The sequence below is a fragment of the Enterococcus sp. 3C7_DIV0644 genome (assembly GCF_002141235.1).
GTDB lineage: Bacteria > Bacillota > Bacilli > Lactobacillales > Enterococcaceae > Enterococcus_D > Enterococcus_D entomosocium.
The window spans coordinates 3,103,714-3,124,879 of sequence record NZ_NGLK01000001.1 but is presented as its reverse complement, the minus strand read 5'-3'; the positions used below and the strand labels follow the sequence as shown (position 1 = coordinate 3,124,879).

General features: G+C 41.5%; 17 protein-coding genes. 2 read left to right on the top strand and 15 right to left on the bottom strand.

Features of this window, described 5'->3' with window-relative positions; translation table 11 throughout:
• Positions 1-14 precede the first annotated feature (14 nt).
• Complete coding sequence (locus A5877_RS14725; protein ID WP_086317056.1) at positions 15-3,590, bottom strand: SpaA isopeptide-forming pilin-related protein; 3,576 nt, start codon at positions 3,588-3,590, stop codon at positions 15-17.
• Positions 3,591-3,933: 343 nt separating this feature from the next.
• Between A5877_RS14725 and A5877_RS14720 the strand changes: the two genes are divergently transcribed.
• Positions 3,934-5,427 (top strand): helix-turn-helix domain-containing protein, encoded by a 1,494-nt coding sequence (locus tag A5877_RS14720; protein ID WP_005236849.1) that lies wholly within the window; start codon positions 3,934-3,936, stop codon positions 5,425-5,427.
• 133 nt (positions 5,428-5,560) lie between these two features.
• Here A5877_RS14720 and lepB read toward each other — a convergent pair whose 3' ends face one another.
• From lepB to A5877_RS14685, 7 genes are all read right to left on the bottom strand, one after another.
• Positions 5,561-6,109, bottom strand: a complete 549-nt coding sequence (gene lepB / locus A5877_RS14715; protein WP_008379649.1) for a signal peptidase I — start codon at positions 6,107-6,109, stop codon at positions 5,561-5,563.
• Between the two features lie 32 nt (positions 6,110-6,141).
• A complete protein-coding gene (locus tag A5877_RS14710) occupies positions 6,142-7,572 on the bottom strand; it encodes a S41 family peptidase (protein WP_086299603.1) in 1,431 nt (476 codons plus the stop codon).
• A gap of 76 nt (positions 7,573-7,648) precedes the next feature.
• The gene (locus A5877_RS14705) at positions 7,649-7,870 is read right to left on the bottom strand and encodes a YozE family protein (RefSeq protein ID WP_005236867.1); all 222 of its coding nucleotides are present in this window, start codon (positions 7,868-7,870) and stop codon (positions 7,649-7,651) included.
• The gene (gene msrA / locus A5877_RS14700) at positions 7,863-8,384 is read right to left on the bottom strand and encodes a peptide-methionine (S)-S-oxide reductase MsrA (RefSeq protein ID WP_008379644.1); all 522 of its coding nucleotides are present in this window, start codon (positions 8,382-8,384) and stop codon (positions 7,863-7,865) included. The genes A5877_RS14705 and msrA overlap by 8 nt, the downstream gene beginning before the upstream one ends.
• Positions 8,384-9,034: a YpmS family protein gene (locus tag A5877_RS14695; RefSeq protein ID WP_005236869.1), complete on the bottom strand. Its 651-nt coding sequence runs from the start codon at positions 9,032-9,034 to the stop codon at positions 8,384-8,386. Before A5877_RS14695 ends, msrA begins: the two co-directional genes overlap by 1 nt.
• On the bottom strand, positions 9,031-10,017 hold the full coding sequence (locus tag A5877_RS14690; RefSeq protein ID WP_086317054.1) for an SGNH/GDSL hydrolase family protein: 987 nt from the start codon (positions 10,015-10,017) through the stop codon (positions 9,031-9,033). Before A5877_RS14690 ends, A5877_RS14695 begins: the two co-directional genes overlap by 4 nt.
• Positions 10,018-10,231: 214 nt before the next feature.
• Entirely contained in the window at positions 10,232-11,074 is an 843-nt protein-coding gene (locus A5877_RS14685) for a DegV family protein (RefSeq protein WP_034872242.1), read from the bottom strand.
• A gap of 126 nt (positions 11,075-11,200) precedes the next feature.
• Between A5877_RS14685 and A5877_RS14680 the strand changes: the two genes are divergently transcribed.
• On the top strand, positions 11,201-11,854 hold the full coding sequence (locus A5877_RS14680) for a hemolysin III family protein (RefSeq protein ID WP_005236874.1): 654 nt from the start codon (positions 11,201-11,203) through the stop codon (positions 11,852-11,854).
• 63 nt (positions 11,855-11,917) lie between these two features.
• On the opposite strand, the gene A5877_RS14675 is transcribed toward A5877_RS14680, so the two are convergent.
• The 7 genes from A5877_RS14675 to A5877_RS14645 all read right to left on the bottom strand — a co-directional run bounded on the left by A5877_RS14675 (position 11,918) and on the right by A5877_RS14645 (position 20,910).
• Positions 11,918-12,406: a dihydrofolate reductase gene (locus A5877_RS14675; protein ID WP_086317052.1), complete on the bottom strand. Its 489-nt coding sequence runs from the start codon at positions 12,404-12,406 to the stop codon at positions 11,918-11,920.
• 5 nt (positions 12,407-12,411) lie between these two features.
• Positions 12,412-13,158, bottom strand: a complete 747-nt coding sequence (locus tag A5877_RS14670) for a hypothetical protein (protein WP_086317050.1) — start codon at positions 13,156-13,158, stop codon at positions 12,412-12,414.
• Between the two features lie 43 nt (positions 13,159-13,201).
• Positions 13,202-14,149, bottom strand: a complete 948-nt coding sequence (locus A5877_RS14665) for a thymidylate synthase (RefSeq protein WP_086317048.1) — start codon at positions 14,147-14,149, stop codon at positions 13,202-13,204.
• Positions 14,150-14,165: 16 nt separating this feature from the next.
• Positions 14,166-16,073, bottom strand: a complete 1,908-nt coding sequence (locus A5877_RS14660) for an ABC-F family ATP-binding cassette domain-containing protein (protein ID WP_086317046.1) — start codon at positions 16,071-16,073, stop codon at positions 14,166-14,168.
• Positions 16,074-16,277: 204 nt separating this feature from the next.
• Positions 16,278-18,314 carry a sodium:proton antiporter gene (locus tag A5877_RS14655; RefSeq protein ID WP_086317044.1) on the bottom strand — a complete coding sequence of 679 codons (2,037 nt, stop codon included), beginning with the start codon at positions 18,312-18,314 and terminating at the stop codon, positions 16,278-16,280.
• Between the two features lie 3 nt (positions 18,315-18,317).
• Entirely contained in the window at positions 18,318-18,599 is a 282-nt protein-coding gene (locus A5877_RS14650; protein WP_008379625.1) for a hypothetical protein, read from the bottom strand.
• Between the two features lie 190 nt (positions 18,600-18,789).
• A complete protein-coding gene (locus tag A5877_RS14645; RefSeq protein WP_016613209.1) occupies positions 18,790-20,910 on the bottom strand; it encodes a penicillin-binding protein 2 in 2,121 nt (706 codons plus the stop codon).
• Positions 20,911-21,166 lie beyond the last annotated feature (256 nt).

The following is a 21,166-nucleotide window of genomic DNA, read 5'->3' as shown; positions in this document are numbered from 1 at the left end:
CGCTAATGGAAAAATTACTTTAATGAAGGCTTATCTTTGCGCTTAACGTGCAAATAGCTACCAGCTAAAAGGACTAGCAGACTTGCTGAAAGAATGACCATCCATCCATGCCAATTCCCTCCGGTTTCAGGAAGAGACACTTTCACTTGATTGGTTACGATCAATTCTATTTGATTGTTCTTTTCTCCAGAAACAAGAAGATTCGGTAGTCGTTCTTCATCGATAAAGACCTGACCATCCTCTTCAATCTTGATTTGGACAGGTGCTGTTAAACCTGCATAGCCTGCGGGTGTACCAGTTTCTTCCAAGGTATAGCTGCCGGGTGTGAGATCTTGGAAGTGAAATACCGCTAGTGCTTCTCCGTTTTCAGGCAGTTCGACAGTCCGTCCGTTTCCACTTAGCCGGAATTTTGCCCCCTCAAGTGCTTGTCCCAGTTCATCCTGTTTATTGACCACCAAATCAAAAGGTTTTAACTGATTGCCATGGGTAAGGGTCCAACAGTTGGCATCCCCGTCGACATTTTCCCCTTGATACTGGATTTTTCCGTCTGTACCAACGACAAATTCATAGTCACCGGCAACCGTATCATATCCGAGCGGACCGGCTGTTTCTGAGATACGATAAGCGCCAGGCTCAAGGATCGTAAATTCAGCCATCCCAACATCATCCGACGTTTCTGAGGCGATTTCTTGATAATCCCCTCCTGCTGTTTTTTGTTGCAGAGAAAAGACAGCGCCTGCTAACAATACTTGCTGCTCATTTTGCAACGTATATTTTCGAATAGCGACTGGAATTTCTGTAAACGGATTGATAATCTCCAGGATAATCGTATGCTCGACCAGTGTGACAGGTTGTCCATCAATCGTCGCATGCCCTTGCTCATCAATATGGATCAGCCACTCTGTTTGCTTAGCCAAATGATGTCCCGCCGGTGCAGTGACTTCCTTTAAACGATACGTCTGACTTTTTTGCAACGTAGTATCTGCTGGCAGCCCGTACGTTCCATCCCCTTGATCCACAAGGGTTACTGTCTTTCCAGCGCCCGTCAATTCAAAAACAGCACCTGTCAGCTTCACCTCTCCTACAGCGGATTTTTTGATCAGATTTAATGCGAGGGGCACAAACGTCTTTGTGTTTTTCCATGTAGAAACGTCCACTCTTGTCGACTCGTAGCCTGATACTGCCAGTTCATTTGTGACTTGATAATTAAACGTTTCTCCTTGATTGTTATAAAGCGGCAGTAGACGGGTTTCTTCGTAATCCGTTCCATCCTTTTCAGAAACCGCGGAAACCTTGCTTCGTTCCCAACTTGTCTGATCTTGTGCATCGGTCTCAGTAAGTTTGAGATATCCTGTTTGCCAGCTCTCCTTGCTAGTAACTGGGCTTCTGCTTATTTCAAAATAGACAGATTCTGGGCGACTTGACGTATCGCCATCGTATTCCTCCCAGACTTTTTTGATCGTCAACTCTTTCCCAGGTGCTTTGGCAGAAGGCACACCAAACAATGCCTTTTGATCGGACTGATGATTCGGATAAAACACCGTTTCTCCATTCATTTGATACCAAGTATCTGGTTTAAAATCCGCTGCTTCCGTTTGAATCCGCACTTGATAATGAATTTGCAGTTCCTGTCCTTCGCCTAAATAAAGACCAGAAGCATTGAGTGTATTGTCAGATATCGTGACCTCAGGCTGCACCGTTAGAGCAGCAGAACCGACACTTTTGATTGACAAGCTATTTTCTTCGTATAAAAATGGTTGCGAAATGGGGTCAGTAATCTCTCCATCAGTGACTGTCGCCGAAATATGAAGGGCTTTTTTCTCGAGATAGTCGGCAATATCCGCTGCTTCATTGGCTGACTCATAATAAAGATGCCCCTCTTCATCAGCAGAAACCATCTGTCTCATTTTGTTCTCAACATCGGCCTTTGTATACCCAGCTGTTTGATCCCCTTGCAGTTGAATCCCCAATCCGTGAATCTCAATCCCGCGCTCTTTTAACGCCATCGCCTCACCGATCGTGGCGACAAACGTATTGTTGATCCATTTAGAGTTACCGTACTGATCAGATGCAAAATACCCGTTGTAGAGATGTGAAGTATTCATCGGCTGGTCTTGAGAAAGAGAAAAGGCGGTTCCATAATAACTACCATCTGCTTGTGTATGCACTTTGGACACATGATAACTGTAGGTCGGCACGCCATCTGTTAGCAAAACGATGACTTTCTTATGTCCATTTTGCGTTGATAGCATATCCCCAGCTTGGCGCAGCCCTCTTTGGGTAAAGGTCCCCCCAGCTGCTGTTTCTGGCGTCATCGTTCGGATCGTCTCTTTGACTTCAGAAAATTTTCCTAACTGGCAGGTTTTGTTTTGGTAATTGTTACCATCACTGGAATAACCGACATAGCCCATGTAGACACTGTCTTGAATGCCGCTTCCTTCAATTTGATTCAAAAAGCGATCCACACCTTTTTTTACCTCAGTGATGCGTCCCATCTCATTCATACTCCCTGACCAATCCACTACCAACACAACATCGATCGGATCAATTTGGCGTTGAACATTCCCTCGTACATTTAGGTAGACATCAAACAGTCCTGGAGTATTCGTCTCTTTTGCAAATTTCCGTAAAGCAAAATCCGCTTCATCTCCCACACCACCATACTCAATATACGAGTTGGTCAAATTTTCTGGATCACCATTCCATGTAGTTACGCCATCCCAGGTTTCGCCTGCATCTTTGTTCCCCTGATGATTTAAGACATTGCTCTTTTCATCAATTGTCCAATTAGCCGAAGGATACGTCCCGCTTTGGTCTGTCGTATAATCTGGTTCAATCGAAGCAAAAGCCTGTGAAACGGTCGTTTTTTGATAAAGACGTTCTTGTTTAAACGGTTCAATGAGTGTTTCGTCTTCAGAAGAACTTGTCGTTGTTCCTGTTTCCTTTGTCTCTTTCTGCGTTTCTTCATTCGAAACACCTTTTGAGTCTTCATTCGACACTTGTTCCGAAGTTGACTCCGTGCCGGTTTCTGCAGCTTGTGAATCAGTTGAGCTGACTTCCACCCTATCTGAGGAAGCAGATTCTGTCGCAAGCGGAATGTCAACTATCAATTCATCCAAAGACGCCAATTTGTGCGATTCTTGATTTTCGTGATCATATTCTTCAATCTGAATCGCCAACTTCAGTTTTTTTGTTTCATTAGGTAGTTGAAACGTTACTTCTTGTTCACAGGGTGTTTTCAAGAAGTCTTGTGTTGTTAGCCAAGACTGCGCGGATTCATCCTCAATAAAAACCACCTCTTTGTTGTTCGTTTTCGTTAGCGGTTGTTCTTTTGTTTCATCAAGTGCATATAATTGCAGCCAGATGCGTTGCTGTTTGTTTTTTTGTGATAGCTGATATCGTAAAGTAAATTGATTGCCCTCCCGTTGACCTGTCAACTTGATCTGCTCCGTTTCGGTAATAGCGATCGTATTTTCTTCTTGTGCACTTGCTATCCCATTTGTTTGCAAACTCGAATAAATGAAAAATAATATCCCCCCTAACATACAGAAAATGAAAGAGAACCAGTGGTGTCTCTTTGTCAAAAACATAAAAAGACCTCCTTTCAAAGAATCAAAAATTACAAGCTGATGATACAAGAAAGAAGCGAAAGACACCTCTTTTTTTTATTTTCTGAAAAACAGGAAAAATTTACGCATCTGTAGTTATTCATAAATAAAAAAGTTTTTTTATTTCAAAGCGGAACCAATTAACCAACGTTATTTAATAACTAAAAAAAACTAGCGTTTTTCACATGCGATTTCTATTTTTGTTCTTTATGAGACAGCTCTGGCAAAAATTTGTCTCAGTTTTTCTAAAAAAAAGCAAAAGTTTTGAGACGTGTCTTTACACAGTAATATAAATAAGTTATTAATAAAATAAGAAGGTGATCATTTGATTGAAAAAATACTCTTAGATACCCGAGCATTAGACAAAATCGGACTCTACGGAAAACTACTATCAATTGCTCCGGGTGAATACAACATAGAGTTCGTGAAAAATCTGACCCATTTAAGTGCAACGAGATTGAAAAGTTTACTTTCCTCGATCCAAGAGGACCTGCAAAACCTCTCCCCAGTAAATCTTTCATTACATAAAAACACCCTTAGTCTCCCTAAAAATTTGATTGAATACAATCAATATCAGCAGTTTTTAGCCCAAGAAAGTATTTCTTATAAAATGTTGTTAAGTATCTTGACCAATCAAGATGAAAGTTTGCTGGCATTTTGCCAAAGAAACTATATCAGTCGTTCGACTTGTTTCCGTCAAACTAAAAAGCTTCAGGATCATTTAAAGGAATTCAACGTAACCTTAAATCAATCAGCCATGACGCTTATCGGTTCAGAGATGGTGATTCGCATCTTATTGTTTAATTTTATCTGGCACATTTCTTTAGGGGATAGTTTGGTGAAGGCCTTTGACCAAGAGATCGAAGAGCTTTTTGTTACCTATGAAGGAACGAAATACAAAAGCAAGTATGAAATTGGCAAAAAAGAAGCCTTACTTCATTGCAAGATTTGTCTGTTTCGTTTAAAGGATGGTCACAAGACAAATCTTTATCAGTTAACGAACCGATCATTTATCCCCAGTGGTGAAAAGCTTGATTTCTTCTCTGCTTTCTTTATGATCATTGATTCAGCAATAGACATTCTTGAGATCAATTCTTTGTTCTTTCTTTTTTATTACTGGCCGATGCTGACTTCTGCCAAAGATGTGCGTCTTCCGATTGTAGCGGATTGTTACAATCACGAAAAGCTAGAATTAAAAGAGCTGATGACTGAGTTTGAAGAACATTGCCAAAAATTTCTCTGTGATTTTGACTTCGACCATCAGTCGTTCCTTTATATGAATACATATCTTACGTTGCTGAAGTTCTGTATATTTAAGCAAAAAGTTCCCCTTTCAAATTTTTTCGAAGCAAATGTCATTAAGGATAAATACCCATTACATACGATTTTGACAAATACCATTCAAAGTTTTTGGCGTAAAATAGCAAATCGTAAAGGTTATGAGTGGTTAAAAACCTGTTATACCGATCTTGCTTTTTATCAAGCCTGTTTGCTTTATCCCATTTACATTGAAAAGGAACAAAAATATAAACTTAAAGTTGCTTTTGTCTATGTATCTAACTACTTGGTTTCCATGGAAGTTTTTAATATATGTGAACGGTTGCCCTACGTTGAAATTGAACGGATCACGCTGCCAACTGAAGAACCTTTTGACTTTTATATTTTGAGCTCACCACAGCTTTTACCCCCTTTTACAACCGAAGAAAACTCGGCAATCATTGATTTTTGTCGCTATCGTGATTTTGAAACGAATTTATGTCAGAAACTATCGAATGCTTTTAATGAAAAAATAAAAAAATTAACAGCAATTAGTGACTAAACAAACGCTTCTTTCGATGCTAACCATTTCCCTTTGGAAAAAGAGTAAAAAGCTAGACAAAATCCCCCCTTGGAATCAACGGATGATTCCAAGGGGGGATTCATTATTTAATTATTTATTGATTTTACACAGACTAAATCAATCGAATATGAGTCAATGGATAATAAACAAAACGAGCATTGCCTAAAATGGCCTCTCCTGATATTGGTCCAAAGGAACGGCTATCTTTGGAGGCACGTCGATTGTCTCCAATGACAAAGTAACTATCTTTCCCTAACTTCTCAACACCTAATAAAGATTCCAAATCAAAGTCATTGGTGTAAGAGACAGACTCGTGATCATTGCTGCGGTTCTTCACTAGAAAATCTTCATCTACCGGTTCATCATCAATGTAAAGCTGATCATTGACATATTTCACTGACTCACCCGGTAAGCCAATCACCCGCTTGATATAGGTCGAACCATCCGGCAACTGGAAAACAACGACATCAAAACGTTGGATGGGCGAAATCTTCTCAATGACCACCATGTCTCCTTGTTTTAAGGTTCCTTCCATCGAATTTCCTTCAACAGGAACTGGGATCAACAAGAATGCCCGAATCAAGAATGCTGTTGCAAAAGCGATCAACGCATATTTCACTACTAGCCAAAAACGATCAACCCAGAGTTTTTTCGCCTCCACACGTCTGCCTCCTCTCCAATTTTTCACTTAGTTTATTCTTCAGAAAGCAAGGACAGTGCTTTTAAATATGCTGGGTCCTCTGCTTTGAGTTTCTCCGTTACTTCTTTTTCGATCGCTTGGGCAGTGTCTGCATCGACTTCCCCAGTCACTTTTAAATCATGAGCCTCTTGGAAAGTCTTCACTGCTGCTGTCGTCTCATCATTGAAGGTATCACCACTAGTGGCATACCCTAAAGCTTTAAGAAATTGATTTAGGTTATTGACTGCCGTTGATGATTGTCCAGCTTTTAAGGCATTGTCCCGTGGTAATGGCGGGAAATACGCATACTCTGGATAGTCCTCTTCATAATCCGGCATCACACCTTGATCATTGACCCAATTTTCATCCGGTGTCAGCCATTTCATGACCGTCATTTTTAATTCACTATTATCCCCCAGATCCTTCACGTTCTGAACGGTTCCCTTGCCGAAGGTTTCTGTACCAACAACTGGGATATCCGCTGATTCTTGCAAGGCTGCGGCAAAAATCTCCGATGCAGAGGCACTGCCGCCGTCGACTAAAACAACGACCGGTTCTGTGACTTTGAATCCTTCATCCAATGCTTCGCTCGCTTTGGTCTCACTGACCACCCCTTGATTGTTGGCAAACTTCACGATCGTTTGGCCGTTTTCTAAAAACATACTTGCCATGATCTGTACTTGGTCCAGCAGTCCGCCAGGATTTTGTCTTAAATCCAAGACAAACGACTTTGCGCCGGCTTCTCGCAGTTCGGTGATGGTTTCTTTCAACTCAGCTGCTGTGTTTTCACCAAAGGAAGTAATATCGATACGACCGATTGTGTCATTATTTTCAGCAATTTCTCCATGGACCGTTTCGATTGGGATCACATCACGAGTGATCTCCACATCAAAGGTGTCCTGATCACGTTGAATCGTTAAGGTGACTTTCGTCCCTTTTTCACCACGAATCTTACCCACAACTTCAGATAATTCCTGTCCCTGCGTATCTTCACCGTCTACCTTAACGATTCGGTCATTGATCCGCAGACCACTTTTTTCAGCAGGCGTATTTTTTATCGGCGCTTGTGCGACTTCTGGATAGTCTTCAACGATCGACAAGGTAGCACCAATCCCTTCAAAACTTCCAGAAAGTGATTGTTCTAAGTTATCCGCATCTGATTGGTTCAAATACGTCGTATAAGGATCATCTAGCGCATCAGTCATCCCTTGAAGGGCACCTTCTATCAAGGCATCCTCATCAACTTCTTGGTAATAATTCGCAAGGATTTGGTCATATAGCGACTGGATTTTCTCCATTCCGCTGGCTTCTGTGGTCGTTTCTGTCACCGGTTGCGTCGTCTGCTGATTTTGCTGAGCCGTTTGCCATAAATAGACACCGCCTCCTGACAAAATTGCGACACAAACGAGAGAAACGATATATCGGCTCGTCGTTAAACCTTTCATTCACAACACCTCTCTGAGAAAAAACAGCTCCGTTCTGCGGATTTTATGCAACCATACAAAACGAAGGATAGTTTTTTTATTTGTTATTTTCGAGATACTCTGCCCAGATACGATCAAAAATATCCATGGATGGCAAATAATCAACATTTAGTTCCAGATAAGAAGAGACTTCATCATAGTCATCGCTGTGCTTCGGAAACTGGATATCATGACTTGCATGAGTAGCAAAGATCTGGGCCTCATCTGTATGACTCGGTCCTTTGACTGCCATTAAATAGGTATAAAAACTTTTACGCATGTTCTTGCTCCCAATGATTTTCTAAAAAGGCTGCTCTACGGGCATGATTGCGAGCAAAATTCTCAGGATTCTTTTTGTAATACTCTTGGTGCTCTTCTTCCGCTAAATAAAAAGGTTGGGCTGGTTCGATCGTGGTCACGATCGGATCGGTAAATCGACCGGAAGCCTGAAGCGCCTCTTTGCTGGCTTCGGCTTTTTTCCGCTGCTCTTCATTAAAATAGAAGATAGCCGGACGATAATTGTCGCCGCGATCTTCAAATTGACCAAAAGCATCTGTCGGATCCGTTTGCTGCCAATAGATCGTCAAAAGGTCTTCATAACTGATTTTTTCAGGATCAAAAATGATTTCCACTGCTTCAGTATGCCCTGTTTGATGGCTTTTGACTTCTTCATAGGTTGGATTTTCGGTATGTCCTGCGGTATAGCCGGAAAAAATTGAATGCACCCCTTCTAATTCATCAAAGGGTTGGATCATACACCAAAAGCACCCACCGGCAAAAATTGCTCGTTCCATTATTCATCCTCCGTTTCAGCTGGTAAATATAAACTCATTTGAATTTCATCATCCACAAGATTGATTTTGTTGGCTTTGATAAACAAGCCATTTTGCATACGGAATTGATCCAAACGTATCAAAATGATTTGTTCATCTGCATTGACATCGATCCAGTCAGGAAATTTAAAACTACGTTTGATCATTTTCATTACTTCACTGGTGGGCAGATCCAAGGTGCCGATTGATAAGCTTTTGGCTTTCAATTGAACGTTACCTTCTTCGGTCACGTAAGGATCAAAATAGAGATAGAAGGTGATAGGAAATCCTAATACTTGAAACTCTCCCGTCAACAATGCCTCATTTCTTAGCTCAAAATTATACTTGACCTCTTGATCTTTTTGAAAATCTGACAGATAAAAATCAATCAATTGGTTGACCTGGCTCTTGTTGCTGTTAACGGTCAGAACAGGACTGCCCTCCCGTTGAACAAGTTCAGCACTTTCATTTAAGCCGGTTTCTCGCTGTTGAAAAATTCTTGAAGCAAAGAAAACCGTTGTGCCTAAAAGGATACCGACCAACACTAGAAAAGCAATTTTCCAGTAGTTGATCGATTTTTTTTTCGTTGCAGCTGTTTTTTCCGGCTGCTTCGTTGATTCGCTTGGTTTCATTTTGCTTCCTCCTCTAGCAACCAATAATTTTGCGTTTTGATCACTTCATCGCGAACGGCATTCGCCATCAGTTGATACCCAAGATTATTGGGATGGAAGCGATCGCCTTCATACAAAACATTGTTTGTGATATTATTCCCGACAGTTTGCGATGAGTCAGTTGTCGTTGAAGTACTGCTTTGTGATTCATCCGAAGCTGTCGTCGATGAATCAGATAAGCGTTCTGTGTCCGATGATTCGGCAGTTTTCTCTGATTCTCCTTCTTCTGTATCAGCAATACCGACCTCATCACTTAACCCTTTATAGAGCAAATCGTTGATAGGAATAAAAAAGGCATTGTCTTGCTGATTGACGAACGTTTCCGTTTGTTTATTCCAGTTATCAATGATCGTCTGCATATCCGTGATTTCTGGGAAATTCAGATAAAATGGATTGTAGATGCCCAAGACATAGATTGGTGCATCACTATTCAAATCGCGGATTTGAGCAAACAAGTCTTTTAAACGTTCCTGGTAATCTTCCATCGGTTCCGTAAACGTCTCAATGCTCAAGCCGAAGAAATTGCTCTGAATCACTTTTAGTACGTCGTTACCGCCGACAGTCAAGGTAATCAAATCCGCTTGACTAAGATCTTGGCGTAAGTCTTCATCGTTTTTCACTCGCTTTAAAATCTGATCGCTTCTTTCACCAGCGACCCCATAATTTTTAGTTACCAAATTGCTCAAATCATAGCGATCCTCTAGATCCCCAGCCAAAATTGGCACAAAGCCACCACGAGCTGTTTCATCACCAACCCCTTCTGTCAAGGAATCCCCAAGAGCGAGATATTCAATGGCGGATTTTTTCGAATCATTGGCTGCTAGCTTGTCCACAGGGGTCAGCAATGGTTGGGCTTTGGGAACAGTAAAATGAAACAGTAAGCCAGTTCCAATAGCTATCAATCCCACAACGAGTAGATAAGTTACTAATTTCTTCCATTTCACAGGTATTCAAACTCCTTTGTAATCTTTGCTATTTTAACAAAATTCTCATAAAATTCCTAGTCGCAATCCTTCAAACTTAAGAAAGAAAACAGCTACCTGCCAAAGAGTCGACAAGCAAAGGCAGCTTCTTTTTTTGTTTTTTCTTCCCGACAGCTTGTCATACGCCAAAAAGCGATTCGTCATTAAACGAATCGCTGAAAGAAAACATGCTTTTTTATTCCGTACTATAAGTAATCGCAAAGGCACCTTTACCTGTGTGAGTGGCGATGATCGGTGTCGTGTGCAACAAGGGGATATCCAACTCGGGGAATAGTTCCGCTAATTCCTTTTGGAAACGTTCTGTGATTTCTAACCCTTCAGCATGAGAAATACCAATTTTCGTCACTTTAGGCATACTCTTCAGTTCAGCTTTTAACTCTTCAAACCATTTATTGAAGGTCTTGACACCACGTCCTTTGACGACTGGAATCAGTTCTGAATGATCAAAATCCATAATCACTTTCATGTTCAGCAAACTCGATAAAAGACCTTTGGCACGACTGATACGACCGCCTTTTACTAAGTTTTCTAACGTTGAAACGCCGATAAATAATTTCGTATGCTCACGCACCAAATCCACCTCTGGTAAAACTTCTTCTAGTGTCTTACCGGCTTTAGCCAATTCTGCTGCCCGAATCACTTGAAAAGCCAACGCTTGGTCTGTCGTGTCACTATCGATCACGGTGACTTTAGCTTTTGATAAATGACTGGCTTGACGAGCCGCTTCCACGGTTCCGCTAAGCCCTTTGGTCATATGAATCGATAGTATTTCACTGCCATCTTTGCCTAATTCATCATATAGTTCTACAAAATGACCGATTGGCGGCTGGCTAGTTTTAGGTAATTCTTTGGCTTGCGCCATCATTTGCATAAATTTTTCTCCCGGCAGCGTTTCATCATCTGGATAAACGACACCATCGATCATTACAGATAAAGGCACGACATGGATAGCCAAAGCATCACGGACACTTGGTTCCATCGTACTGGAAGAATCTGTCACAATTTTAAGATTTGCCATCATATATTCACTCTCTCTTTAAATCAAGTCTTTTTTCGTGGTAAAATAACCACAGACCATTTATACTAAGTATAACAGAGAGAAAATTTTTTTTCATCTAATTTCGATTCGAAAGGACGGTGCCGAATGCAGCACATGAAGTTTAGTCGCAGATATTTGATCGTCAATGAAGTATTAAATGCAGTAACCCACGGGATCGGATTAGGACTGAGTATCGCAGGACTGGTCATCCTCTTAATCAAGGGGGCAAATCTAGGGTCACCTATCCACATCGTTTCCTATGCCATTTATGGGTCGATGATGATTTTGCTCTTCCTCTTTTCTACCTTATTTCACAGTTTGATTTTTACCAAAGCAAAAAAGGTCTTCCAAGTCTTTGATCATGCCTCCATTTTCTTGCTGATCGCCGGAAGCTATACACCTTTTTGCTTGCTTAGTATCCAAGGCTGGCTTGGCTGGTCACTCTTTGTCTTGATTTGGCTACTAGCAATTAGCGGCATCGTTTATAAGTCACTGACTCTTCATAAAAAAGAGACTGTCTCAAAAATCTCCACCCTGATCTACATCATCATGGGCTGGCTATGTGTCGTCGCCTTCAAACCTCTGATCGAACATTTAGGATACTGGGGAACATTTTTACTAGCAAGCGGTGGTGTTTCTTATACTGTAGGTGCGCTATTCTATAGTTTAAAATCCGTTCGATTCATGCATGTGGTTTGGCACTTATTCGTTATGTTAGGTGCTGGACTGATGTACTTCTCCGTCTTGTTGTATACCTAAAAGTGAAGCATTGCTTACAAACAAAGAACAGGAAACTTTCGCTGCAGAAAGCTTCCTGTTCTTTTATTTTCTATGATAAAATTCAAATTGATGGGGATAACGGTTCTTTTCATCGACGATCCCATCGATCACATGATCAAGTTTCCATTGCGTCCAATCAATCTCTGGGAAATACACATCTCCGTTAAATTCCGCATCGATCACTGTACGGTACAATTGATCGCAATCGTCAATCATCGCTTCAAAAACACCCGCTCCACCAGTTAAAAAAACGGGATGCTCTTGTTGCTTCACATACGCTAAGATTTCCTCTCGGTCATGCATCACTAACGCGCCGTTGGCTTGATAGTGTGGATCACTTGTCAAAACGATTGTCGTACGCTGCGGCAGTAATCTTTTTCTCATTCCTTCAAAGGTTTTGCGCCCCATTATAATCGTATTATTGATGGTTTGCTCTTTAAAAAATTTCAAATCATTTGGCAAATGCCACGGCAACGTGCCATCCGCTCCGATCAAACCCTTTTGATCTTGTGCCCAAAGTGCGATCAACATAAAAATTACATCCCTTCTGTATAAAATGATTCCGAAATAGTAGCAGCAACCTGCAGCCGCTGCATCAGCTGAAAAGCTGATTCATGCTCAAATGGATCTTTGTTGCGTTCATCAAAGCGCAAGCCATCACAGGCTTGGTAAACAATTGTGCCGCCGCTTCTTTGGACATTTCTCGGCCATTCCCCATCGTTTAAACGCGCGTTGTTGTTTTTCAGTAAGGTCGGTATCAGGGAGATAGGAAAGAGAGCACTACCAGCTGCGACATCAATTTCTTGTATTTGAAAAAAGTCAGCTGCGATCTCGTTGATCAAGCGCTCCGTTCTTTGCCACGTTTGCGGATGACTCGCAAACGCCCTTGCAGTTCGCCCTAGGATACAATACGTATTCTCTGGTAACGGCTGTTTGCTTATTGCCACAAGTTCTTCCGGATACGTCTCGATCCAAGTCACTACGCGATCAAAATCACAAATATGCAATGAATCCAGCATTGGTAAAGTATGCTGTGCCGCAAAAATAAGCCTTCTGCGGGCATCCGCCGCCCCTTTTGCTGGTATAAAAAGGGCAGTGCACTGCTGATTTGATCGAATGGCTTCTTTTAGCTCCGGCACTGTTTCCTCGGATACGGATAGCCAAACTGTATCATAGTGCTGATGCAAGAAATCAATGCATTGATCAATGAGCAATGCATGAATCGATCCAACATGTCTCTGATGAAAGGTCGCCGCAAAGCCTCGTTTGTGGGTATTTCCCATTACGCCTCATTCCTTTCTTTATGAAATGAAACCAAACAACCACTTAAACTGCGATCGGTGCTTTGATTGTTGGATGCGGATCATACCCTGCCAGGGTAATATCTTCCATTTCAAAATCAAAGATTGACTGTTTTTCAGGATTTAACTGTAAGCTTGGCGCCGGACGTACTGAACGAGTCAACTGTTCCTTCATCTGTTCTATATGATTACTGTACAGATGAGCATCACCTAATGTATGGATAAAATCTCCGACTTCTAGTCCAGTTTCATGAGCAATCAGGTGCGTTAATAGCGCATAACTAGCAATATTGAAGGGAACGCCTAAAAAGACATCGGCACTGCGTTGATATAACTGACAGCTTAAGCGACCATCATGAACATAAAATTGAAACATCGTGTGACAAGGGGGCAACGCCATCGTCGGTACATCTTCTGGATTCCAAGCAGAGACGATCAAACGACGAGAATCTGGCGTCGTCTTGATCATGTCGATCACTTCTTTGATTTGATCGATAAACCCGCCCGTACTTTTTTCCCAATGGCGCCATTGGTACCCATAAACGTGTCCCAAATCGCCGAAGGCTTCAGCGAATGTATCATCAGATAAGATTTTTTCACAAAACTGTTTCAACTCGTGTTGGTACTGTTCGTTGAAAGCTTCATCCACTAGGGAACGACGGCCAAAGTCCGTCATGTCAGGACCTGTGTAAGCATCACTTTTAATATAGCGCTCAAACGCCCATTCATCCCAAATGTGGTTATTATGTTCTAGGAGATAACGAATGTTGGTATCTCCTTTTAGAAACCACAATAATTCGCTTTTGATCAAGCCAAAAGGAACTCTCTTGGTTGTCAACAATGGAAAGCCTTGGGACAGATCAAAACGCATTTGGTGACCAAAGACACTGCGTGTTCCCGTTCCTGTACGATCACTTTTATCATTGCCTTCTGCTAATATTTTTCTTCCTAGATCTAAATATGCTTGTTCCATCGTTCTCTCCTTTACTCTACACAAACTCGCTCAAATATTCCCAACGATCCATTTTTTCTGCAAGTTGCGTTTCAACCTCGCTGATTTCTTGCTGTAATTTTTGGAGCTTGGTAAAGTCAGCTCCTTGATGATTCATCTCTTCAGTCAAAGCGGCAGCTTTTTCTTCTAACGCCGCGATATCATCTTCAATTGTCGCCCACTCTTTTTGTTCCATATAACTCAGTTTCTTTTTGACAGGCGCTGCAGCAGACTCCTCACTATCAGGAGAAAGTGAATCGTTTTTTGATTCTTTTGGCTCTAGTACACTTGAACTAGCTTTATTGGTATTGGCTGCTAGGTACTCATTAATGGAACCAAAGTAGGACTTAATCCTGCCGTCTCCTTCGAAGATCAGCAATTTTTGGGCAACTTTATCTAAAAAGTAGCGGTCATGGGAAACAGTGATTACTGCACCTGGGAATGTTTCCAAATAATTTTCCAAAATCGTCAGGGTATCAATATCCAAATCGTTGGTCGGTTCATCTAACAAGAGAACATTTGGCTGCCCAATCAATAGCTTGAGCAAAAATAGGCGTCGTTTTTCCCCGCCAGACAGCTTGCCGATCTTAGTGCCGTGCATGGATCGCGGAAACAAAAACTGTTCCAGCATTTCTGCGACACTGACTTGTGAGCCATCCACTTTTTGCACTTCCTCGGCTGCTTCTTGCAAATAAGCAATCATTCGCTGATCAGGGTTCATCGCTTCAATCGTTTGCGTATAATAAGCCATTTTCACAGTCACGCCAATCGTCCGCTCCCCTTCTTCTAAAGGCAGGCGACCAGCTAAAATATTGAGCAACGTAGATTTGCCCGCACCGTTTTCTCCTGTGATCCCTAAGCGTTCTCTTGATTGAATCAACAGATCAAAGTGAGACAAAATCGTTTTGTTTTCAATCTGGAAACTCGCATCTTTTAGCGCTAAGACTTGTTTGCCTAAGCGTGTCGTAGCAACATCAATGGCCACTTCGCCGTTCCGTTTTACTTGATGTAGGTTTTCTTTTAAATCATCGAAACGATCGATCCGTGCCTGTTGTTTCGTTGTACGGGCCTTCGCTCCGGTGCGAATCCAAGCCAACTCATGTTTGTATAACTGCTTGCGCTTGTCTTCTTGCGTCTCCTCCACTCGTTCTCGTTCTGCTCGAGCATGAAGATACGTCTCGTAATTGCCTTGATATTCATGCAGCTTGCCAAAGGACAATTCAAAGATCCGGTTAACGACTCGATCCAAAAAGTAGCGATCGTGGGTCACCATCAATAACGCACCCCGATAATTTTTTAGATAGCCTTCCAACCATTGGATCGCATCATAATCTAAGTGGTTAGTCGGTTCATCCAATAACAACAGGTCTGGTTCATCGATCAATACTTGAGCCATAGCCACTCGTTTCTTTTGACCTCCAGATAACTCACTGACCTTTTTCTTTAAATCACTGATCCCAAGTTTTTGGAGGATAATTTTGGCTGTTGTATCTGTGTTCCAAGCATCCGCTTTATTCATCGCTTCTTCTGCCAATTGATAATTGCGCTGCGTTTGTTGATCCATACCATTATTTTCTAAAGCAATCAGCGCTTTTTCATAGTCGCGAACAACGCGGATCAGCGGACTGGTCCCTTGAAAAACAGCATCTACAACGGATAATTCTTCTTGTAGCTGATTGTCTTGCGCTAAAAAGCCAATTCGATAATCTTGATTGGCAAAAACAGTTTGGCGATCACCATCTCCACGATCCAAACCTGCTAAGATTCGCAGCAAACTTGATTTCCCCGTGCCATTGACACCGATCAAACCGATCCGATCTTTTTCATGTATCAGAAAAGAAAGCTGATCAAACAGTGTTTTTTCACCGTAAGTTTTGGTTAATTCACTTACTTTTAATTCTTTCACAGAATCCCTCCTGAGTTTTTTCTTCGCTCATTGTACCACATTTCATCCGAGGAAACGATGAGAGAAAGGAGCAGTTTTTGCAATAAAAAAGAATGCCTTCGTCAGTTTATTCCCTCTGATCATCGATGTTGATCATCTTTTAGGAATAACCTGACGGAGACACTCCATAAAACGTGCATCAAGTTGCGCGCCTTTTGAGACATATTATCGGCGGAACATCCGCTGTTTCGGTTGTTCTTCCGCTCGAGACATCGCATACGATTCTAACAGATTGACATTGCGTCGGTACTCATTTGCAGAAATCGTTGAAATTTTCTCAGCCACTTCATATTCATCGATCGTCTTGCGCTCAAGATAATAGCCCCAAAGGACTTTCTTAACAAAAATCGGGTCTTGCTCAATCATGATCGTTTCAATGAAATTGCTATGTTCAAACCGTTTGATGCTCATTTCTCGTTGACGAATAAAGAAATTGATCAGCGAGGAATCATAAACATCTTCTAAATTGCTCAAACTGTGAAAAATGTATTCGCTGTTTTTTAAGTAGATTTTTTGTACTTCAGAAATGTCTCGTTGTTTCAAGGCATCTTTCAGTTGCTGCTGCCGCTGTAAAAACAAACGTGGATGGATCAGTACACGAATAAAACGCTGAATAAAGAAGAGCCAAAAACTAAAGAATGAGAGAATTTGTTTTGCGAGGGAATGCTGCTGCTGAGAAATAAAGCGTGAATAAAAACGATAGCCATTTAGGCTGACTTTCCCATTTCGATAAGCTTCATCCAAGCCGTCTTGTTCGATCGATAAGATCAATCCTTGAATTTCTTGGATTTCTTGTTTTTCTGAATCAGTCAAACTATTGCGATACAATTCCCAACGACGATTTTCATAGGAATTGATGACAGCATCGATCGCTAAGCGACCTTTATCAGAAAGCTCTTGTTTTTCTTCTGCTTCCAATTGTTCGATGACGTCTTCTAAGATCAACAAGTGATTGAAGTCGACACTTTCGGCAGCTTCACCATCTGCCAAATAAGGTAAGACCATCACGCTGATGATCAATGTCAGCAAAATTACACAGGCGGTCAAAAACAGGAGCAAGCTCCGTTCCTGAAACGGTGTATCATGCACCATCACCGGTAAAATGAAGATGGCTGCCAAACTGACTGTTCCCTTGACGCCACCAAAGGTCAACAAGGCGACTTGATTCATGGATACTTGTTTTTTTGACTGTAAGAACCAATAATAAAATAGCAAAAAGATAAAACGTACGAGGAAAATCACCGCTGTGACGACTAAAATCGTGATGACTAGATGCCAGTTTGCATAGTTTTTGCTTTCCCAGATCGGTGAAAAGACTTGTGACAACTCGATCCCTAGAAAGAGAAACACTAATGCGTTCAATGTAAAGACAATGGTCGACCATGTGCTTTCCGAAATGTTCGCTAATTCTGCATCAAACAACGAGATCCGGCGTTTTCTTTGGGCTTGGGCTACACCTGCCACAACTGCTGCGATAATCCCTGAGACGCCAATCATTTCTGCCAGCAAATAGGCAGCAAATGGCAAGAGCAGTTCAATCAATAAGTATACTGTGACATCTTGTGCCGAGATTTTTTCAATAAAACGTAAAATCCGGCGTTTCAGCCATACTATCAAGTAACCGACAAGCCCGCCACCGATACTAGAGAAAAGAAGTTGGAAGCCTGCGTTGGCTGCTGAAAAACTCCCGGTAGTCAAAGCCACGATAGCAAACTGTAATGCGGTAACCCCCGAAGCATCGTTCAGTAAGCCCTCGCCTTCAAGAATATGCATAATGTTTTTGGAAATTTTCAAACGCTTTGCTAATGAGGAGACTGCCACCGCATCAGTTGGTCCTAACGCAGCCCCGAAAGCGAAGCAAGCAGCCAGAGGTATCGTCGGCATCAACCAATGGAGGGTTCCGCCGACCGCAAACAGCGTCATTAACACGCCACCAAAAGCCAAAAACAGCACGATCTTGCTGTTTTTTAGGATCTCAGGTACATCTGCTCGTTCCCCTTCTCGAAATAGCAATGGACCAATGATCATTACTAAAAACATTTCCGGTTCAAAGGCGATCTCTTGACCCATTTCTGTAAGACCTAATAAAATTCCTAAGATGATTTGAATAAAAAAGATCGGTACTGAGGGCAATATTTTGCTCGCCACATTTGATAATGTGACAAGAATTGCAATGATAATGACGAGTTCAATAAATTCCATCCATTACCCTCTTTTCTTTCGAATGGCTAATAACAGCTCAAGAAAATCTTCTTTTTTTAAAAGGATCTTGTCGTTTAGAAGACCTAACTCCTTTTCGTTATTTTCAATCTCGCATTGGACACGCCGTGATTCCAAGCGATATAAATCGTGTTTCATTCGTTCAAATTTTCGGAAAAGCAATGGATTTTTCCGTTGCAAATAATCCCGAATCTCCTTTTTTTCAGCTGGTGTAAATTGTCCCAACTGCTTCATTAGTTCTTGCTTACTTAAACATTCCTTGTTCATAATTACGTTTTTTACCCCTTTTATCATCAGTTTATCTTTTTATTTAACGTGCAAATCAAAATTATCTCTTGACCGCTAGTATTCTAAGCCAATCATTCAAAAATAGCAAGTCTTTCTCACTAAATGTTGGTTTTCTATCAGTTTTCTTATAAAACAAAAAAACCGCAGTCTTCACTGCGATTTTTTATGCTTATTTCATATATAAGTCGTAGTAAGCATCCATGATCTCTTTGGCGATTTGAATATTTGGATGGGTATCTGTGTCGCCTTTTAATTGAGGCATTACGATCGCAATCGCAATATCCGCATCACTGCTTGGCCCGTAGGCAACGATGTTTAGGTTAACTAAGCTGATGGTATTGCCATTACTATCCACAATTGGTGTTTCGGCAGTACCTGTTTTGGCAGAGACCTCCATTTTCGCAGAAGCCAAGCCTTTGGCAGTTGCCCAAGCATCCGTTCCATGAACTGCATCATAAAATCCATTTTGAACAATTTGCATTTGAGCATCTGTTAAACCAACTTCGTTCAATACCGTTGGTTCGATCTCTTCAATCAGTGAGCCAAGACCGCCAGTTTCATCATTGCCGTAAATACCGTCGACGATATGAGGCTGCAATCTTTTGCCACCATTAGCAACAGTTGCTGCATATTGTGCCAGTTGCAACGTGGTATAGGTATCAAACTGACCAAAAGCCAAGTCAAGGATCTTCCCACCATCACTGACCGGGTCCATGTTATCGATCGATGTGCTGATACCAGTCGCTTCTCCCGGTAAATCGATCCCAGTTTCAGTTCCCATACCAAAAGAGGCAAAAGACGAACGTAGTTTTTCATAGACATCCCCTTGACGATCCACTGTTGGAATCGAGATACCTGACTGATAATTGATGCCCATCAAACGTAAAGCGACTTGCATCATATAGGAGTTAGAAGAAACTTCCAACGCCTGCTCCGCAGAAAGGTTACGATTATTTGCCCCAGTTGGGTTGAAAATTGAGGCTTTTACATCGGAGCCAATTCTGATTGGTTGATCCAATAACACTTCATTGCCGTTTAAGACCCCATTTTCCCAGCCGGCAGCCAAAGTCCCTGCTTTGACAACGGACCCTGGTACAAAGGAATTAATGAAGGTACCAATGGCATTTTCCTGCAATTCATTTGAACCTGTATCATGATGATAGCCGGACATTGACAAAACGCCGCCGGTTTTTGGATTTAACGCCACTGCGTAAACCCCTGGAGAATATTCTGCTGCCCCAGAATCAATCAGTTTTTGGAAATTGTCTTGCAAGATTTTATCAACTCTCGCTTGAAACTCAGCATCTAATGTTAATACAAGGTTATCCCCTTTTGCCCCTGCAAAGGTTTCTTTTTGACTTTCAATATTATTATTGTTATCAAGGGAAATCTCGGAAATGGATTTTGTGCCTTGTAAGACTTCTTCATACTGCTGCTCTAAATAACTGCGTCCAACACGATCATTACGAGCATAGCCTTTTTCTAAAAATTCATCCAAAACTTCTTCCGGAATCCCTTGTTCTTCACTAGTCACCGTTCCGATCAAACTAGCCAGAGAACTTCCTTCAACGATGTTTCTCGTCCAATCAGTCCCCGTGGAGATTCCCGGTAAATCAACCATATTTTCAGCGACAACAGCTAATTCACGGTCAGACACATCCGACGTCTTAATAAAGACCGTACTCAAAGATTGGGCGCTATTCATCCGCTTAAAAATCGTGGCTGCTTCTAATTCTGCATCAGAGAAATTGATTTCATCTTCTGTCACTTTATCAACGGTTGCCGCATATTGTTCAGAAGTACCTAAAGAACGCTCTTCATCACTCAATCGGTCAGTTGCTGCTTCAAGATTTTCTTCATCGGCCAGCCAAAAGTCCTTAAGATCACGATCAGACAAGTTTTTGTCCACAGGTACTTCGATCAACTCGCTCAATTTTTTGGCCGTTTCTAACAAATCTTGAGCGGTCATTTTGTTTCCGCGGGTAAATGTGATTGCTGCATTGGCTTGATTTTCCACCAGCGCTTTTCCAGAAGCGTCATAGATCATTCCCCGAGGGGCGCTTCCTTTGACTTCCACTACAGATGAAGCTTTCAACTGCTGCTCAATATTGTCGCCATTGACGATCTGTAGATAGCCTAATTGAACGATCAAGGACACAAACAAAGCAAAAATAATAAAAAACAAAAAGTTCAATCGAAATGGAACATGAGATTTGCGATACGATTTAGCCTTTGGTTCTTCTGGCCCCTTGCGTATCCCTTGGACAACTTTATCTTTCAAATTCTTCATCTCATCTATCCTTCCAATCTATAATGACTACTGTCCTATTTTACCAAAAAATTCGATTCGAAACAGAAAAAACAAAAAATATCCATTAATCCTTAGAAAAAACTATAAAAATTAGCGTGAATCCGAGTAAATGTTTCACAGTTTGATTGTTTCATTTTCATTCTTTCATGAAAAAATTGTTTTTTTAAGCTTTCTTATGTTTTTTCATTTGATGGTTTCGTGAAACAAGATTTCCGTTGGTGCTTTTGTGGAAAAC

Bases quoted from the DNA above. Each gene is read 5' to 3' on its own strand.
- A5877_RS14725 (WP_086317056.1), bottom strand. From the start codon at position 3,590: ATGTTTTTGACAAAGAGACACCACTGGTTCTCTTTCATTTTCTGTATG.
- A5877_RS14710 (WP_086299603.1), bottom strand. From the start codon at position 7,572: ATGAAAGGTTTAACGACGAGCCGATATATCGTTTCTCTCGTTTGTGTC.
- A5877_RS14705 (WP_005236867.1), bottom strand. From the start codon at position 7,870: ATGCGTAAAAGTTTTTATACCTATTTAATGGCAGTCAAAGGACCGAGT.
- msrA (WP_008379644.1), bottom strand. From the start codon at position 8,384: ATGGAACGAGCAATTTTTGCCGGTGGGTGCTTTTGGTGTATGATCCAA.
- A5877_RS14695 (WP_005236869.1), bottom strand. From the start codon at position 9,034: ATGAAACCAAGCGAATCAACGAAGCAGCCGGAAAAAACAGCTGCAACG.
- A5877_RS14685 (WP_034872242.1), bottom strand. From the start codon at position 11,074: ATGGCAAATCTTAAAATTGTGACAGATTCTTCCAGTACGATGGAACCA.
- A5877_RS14680 (WP_005236874.1), top strand. From the start codon at position 11,201: ATGCAGCACATGAAGTTTAGTCGCAGATATTTGATCGTCAATGAAGTA.
- A5877_RS14675 (WP_086317052.1), bottom strand. From the start codon at position 12,406: ATGTTGATCGCACTTTGGGCACAAGATCAAAAGGGTTTGATCGGAGCG.
- A5877_RS14670 (WP_086317050.1), bottom strand. From the start codon at position 13,158: ATGGGAAATACCCACAAACGAGGCTTTGCGGCGACCTTTCATCAGAGA.
- A5877_RS14665 (WP_086317048.1), bottom strand. From the start codon at position 14,149: ATGGAACAAGCATATTTAGATCTAGGAAGAAAAATATTAGCAGAAGGC.
- A5877_RS14655 (WP_086317044.1), bottom strand. From the start codon at position 18,314: ATGGAATTTATTGAACTCGTCATTATCATTGCAATTCTTGTCACATTA.
- A5877_RS14650 (WP_008379625.1), bottom strand. From the start codon at position 18,599: ATGAACAAGGAATGTTTAAGTAAGCAAGAACTAATGAAGCAGTTGGGA.
- A5877_RS14645 (WP_016613209.1), bottom strand. From the start codon at position 20,910: ATGAAGAATTTGAAAGATAAAGTTGTCCAAGGGATACGCAAGGGGCCA.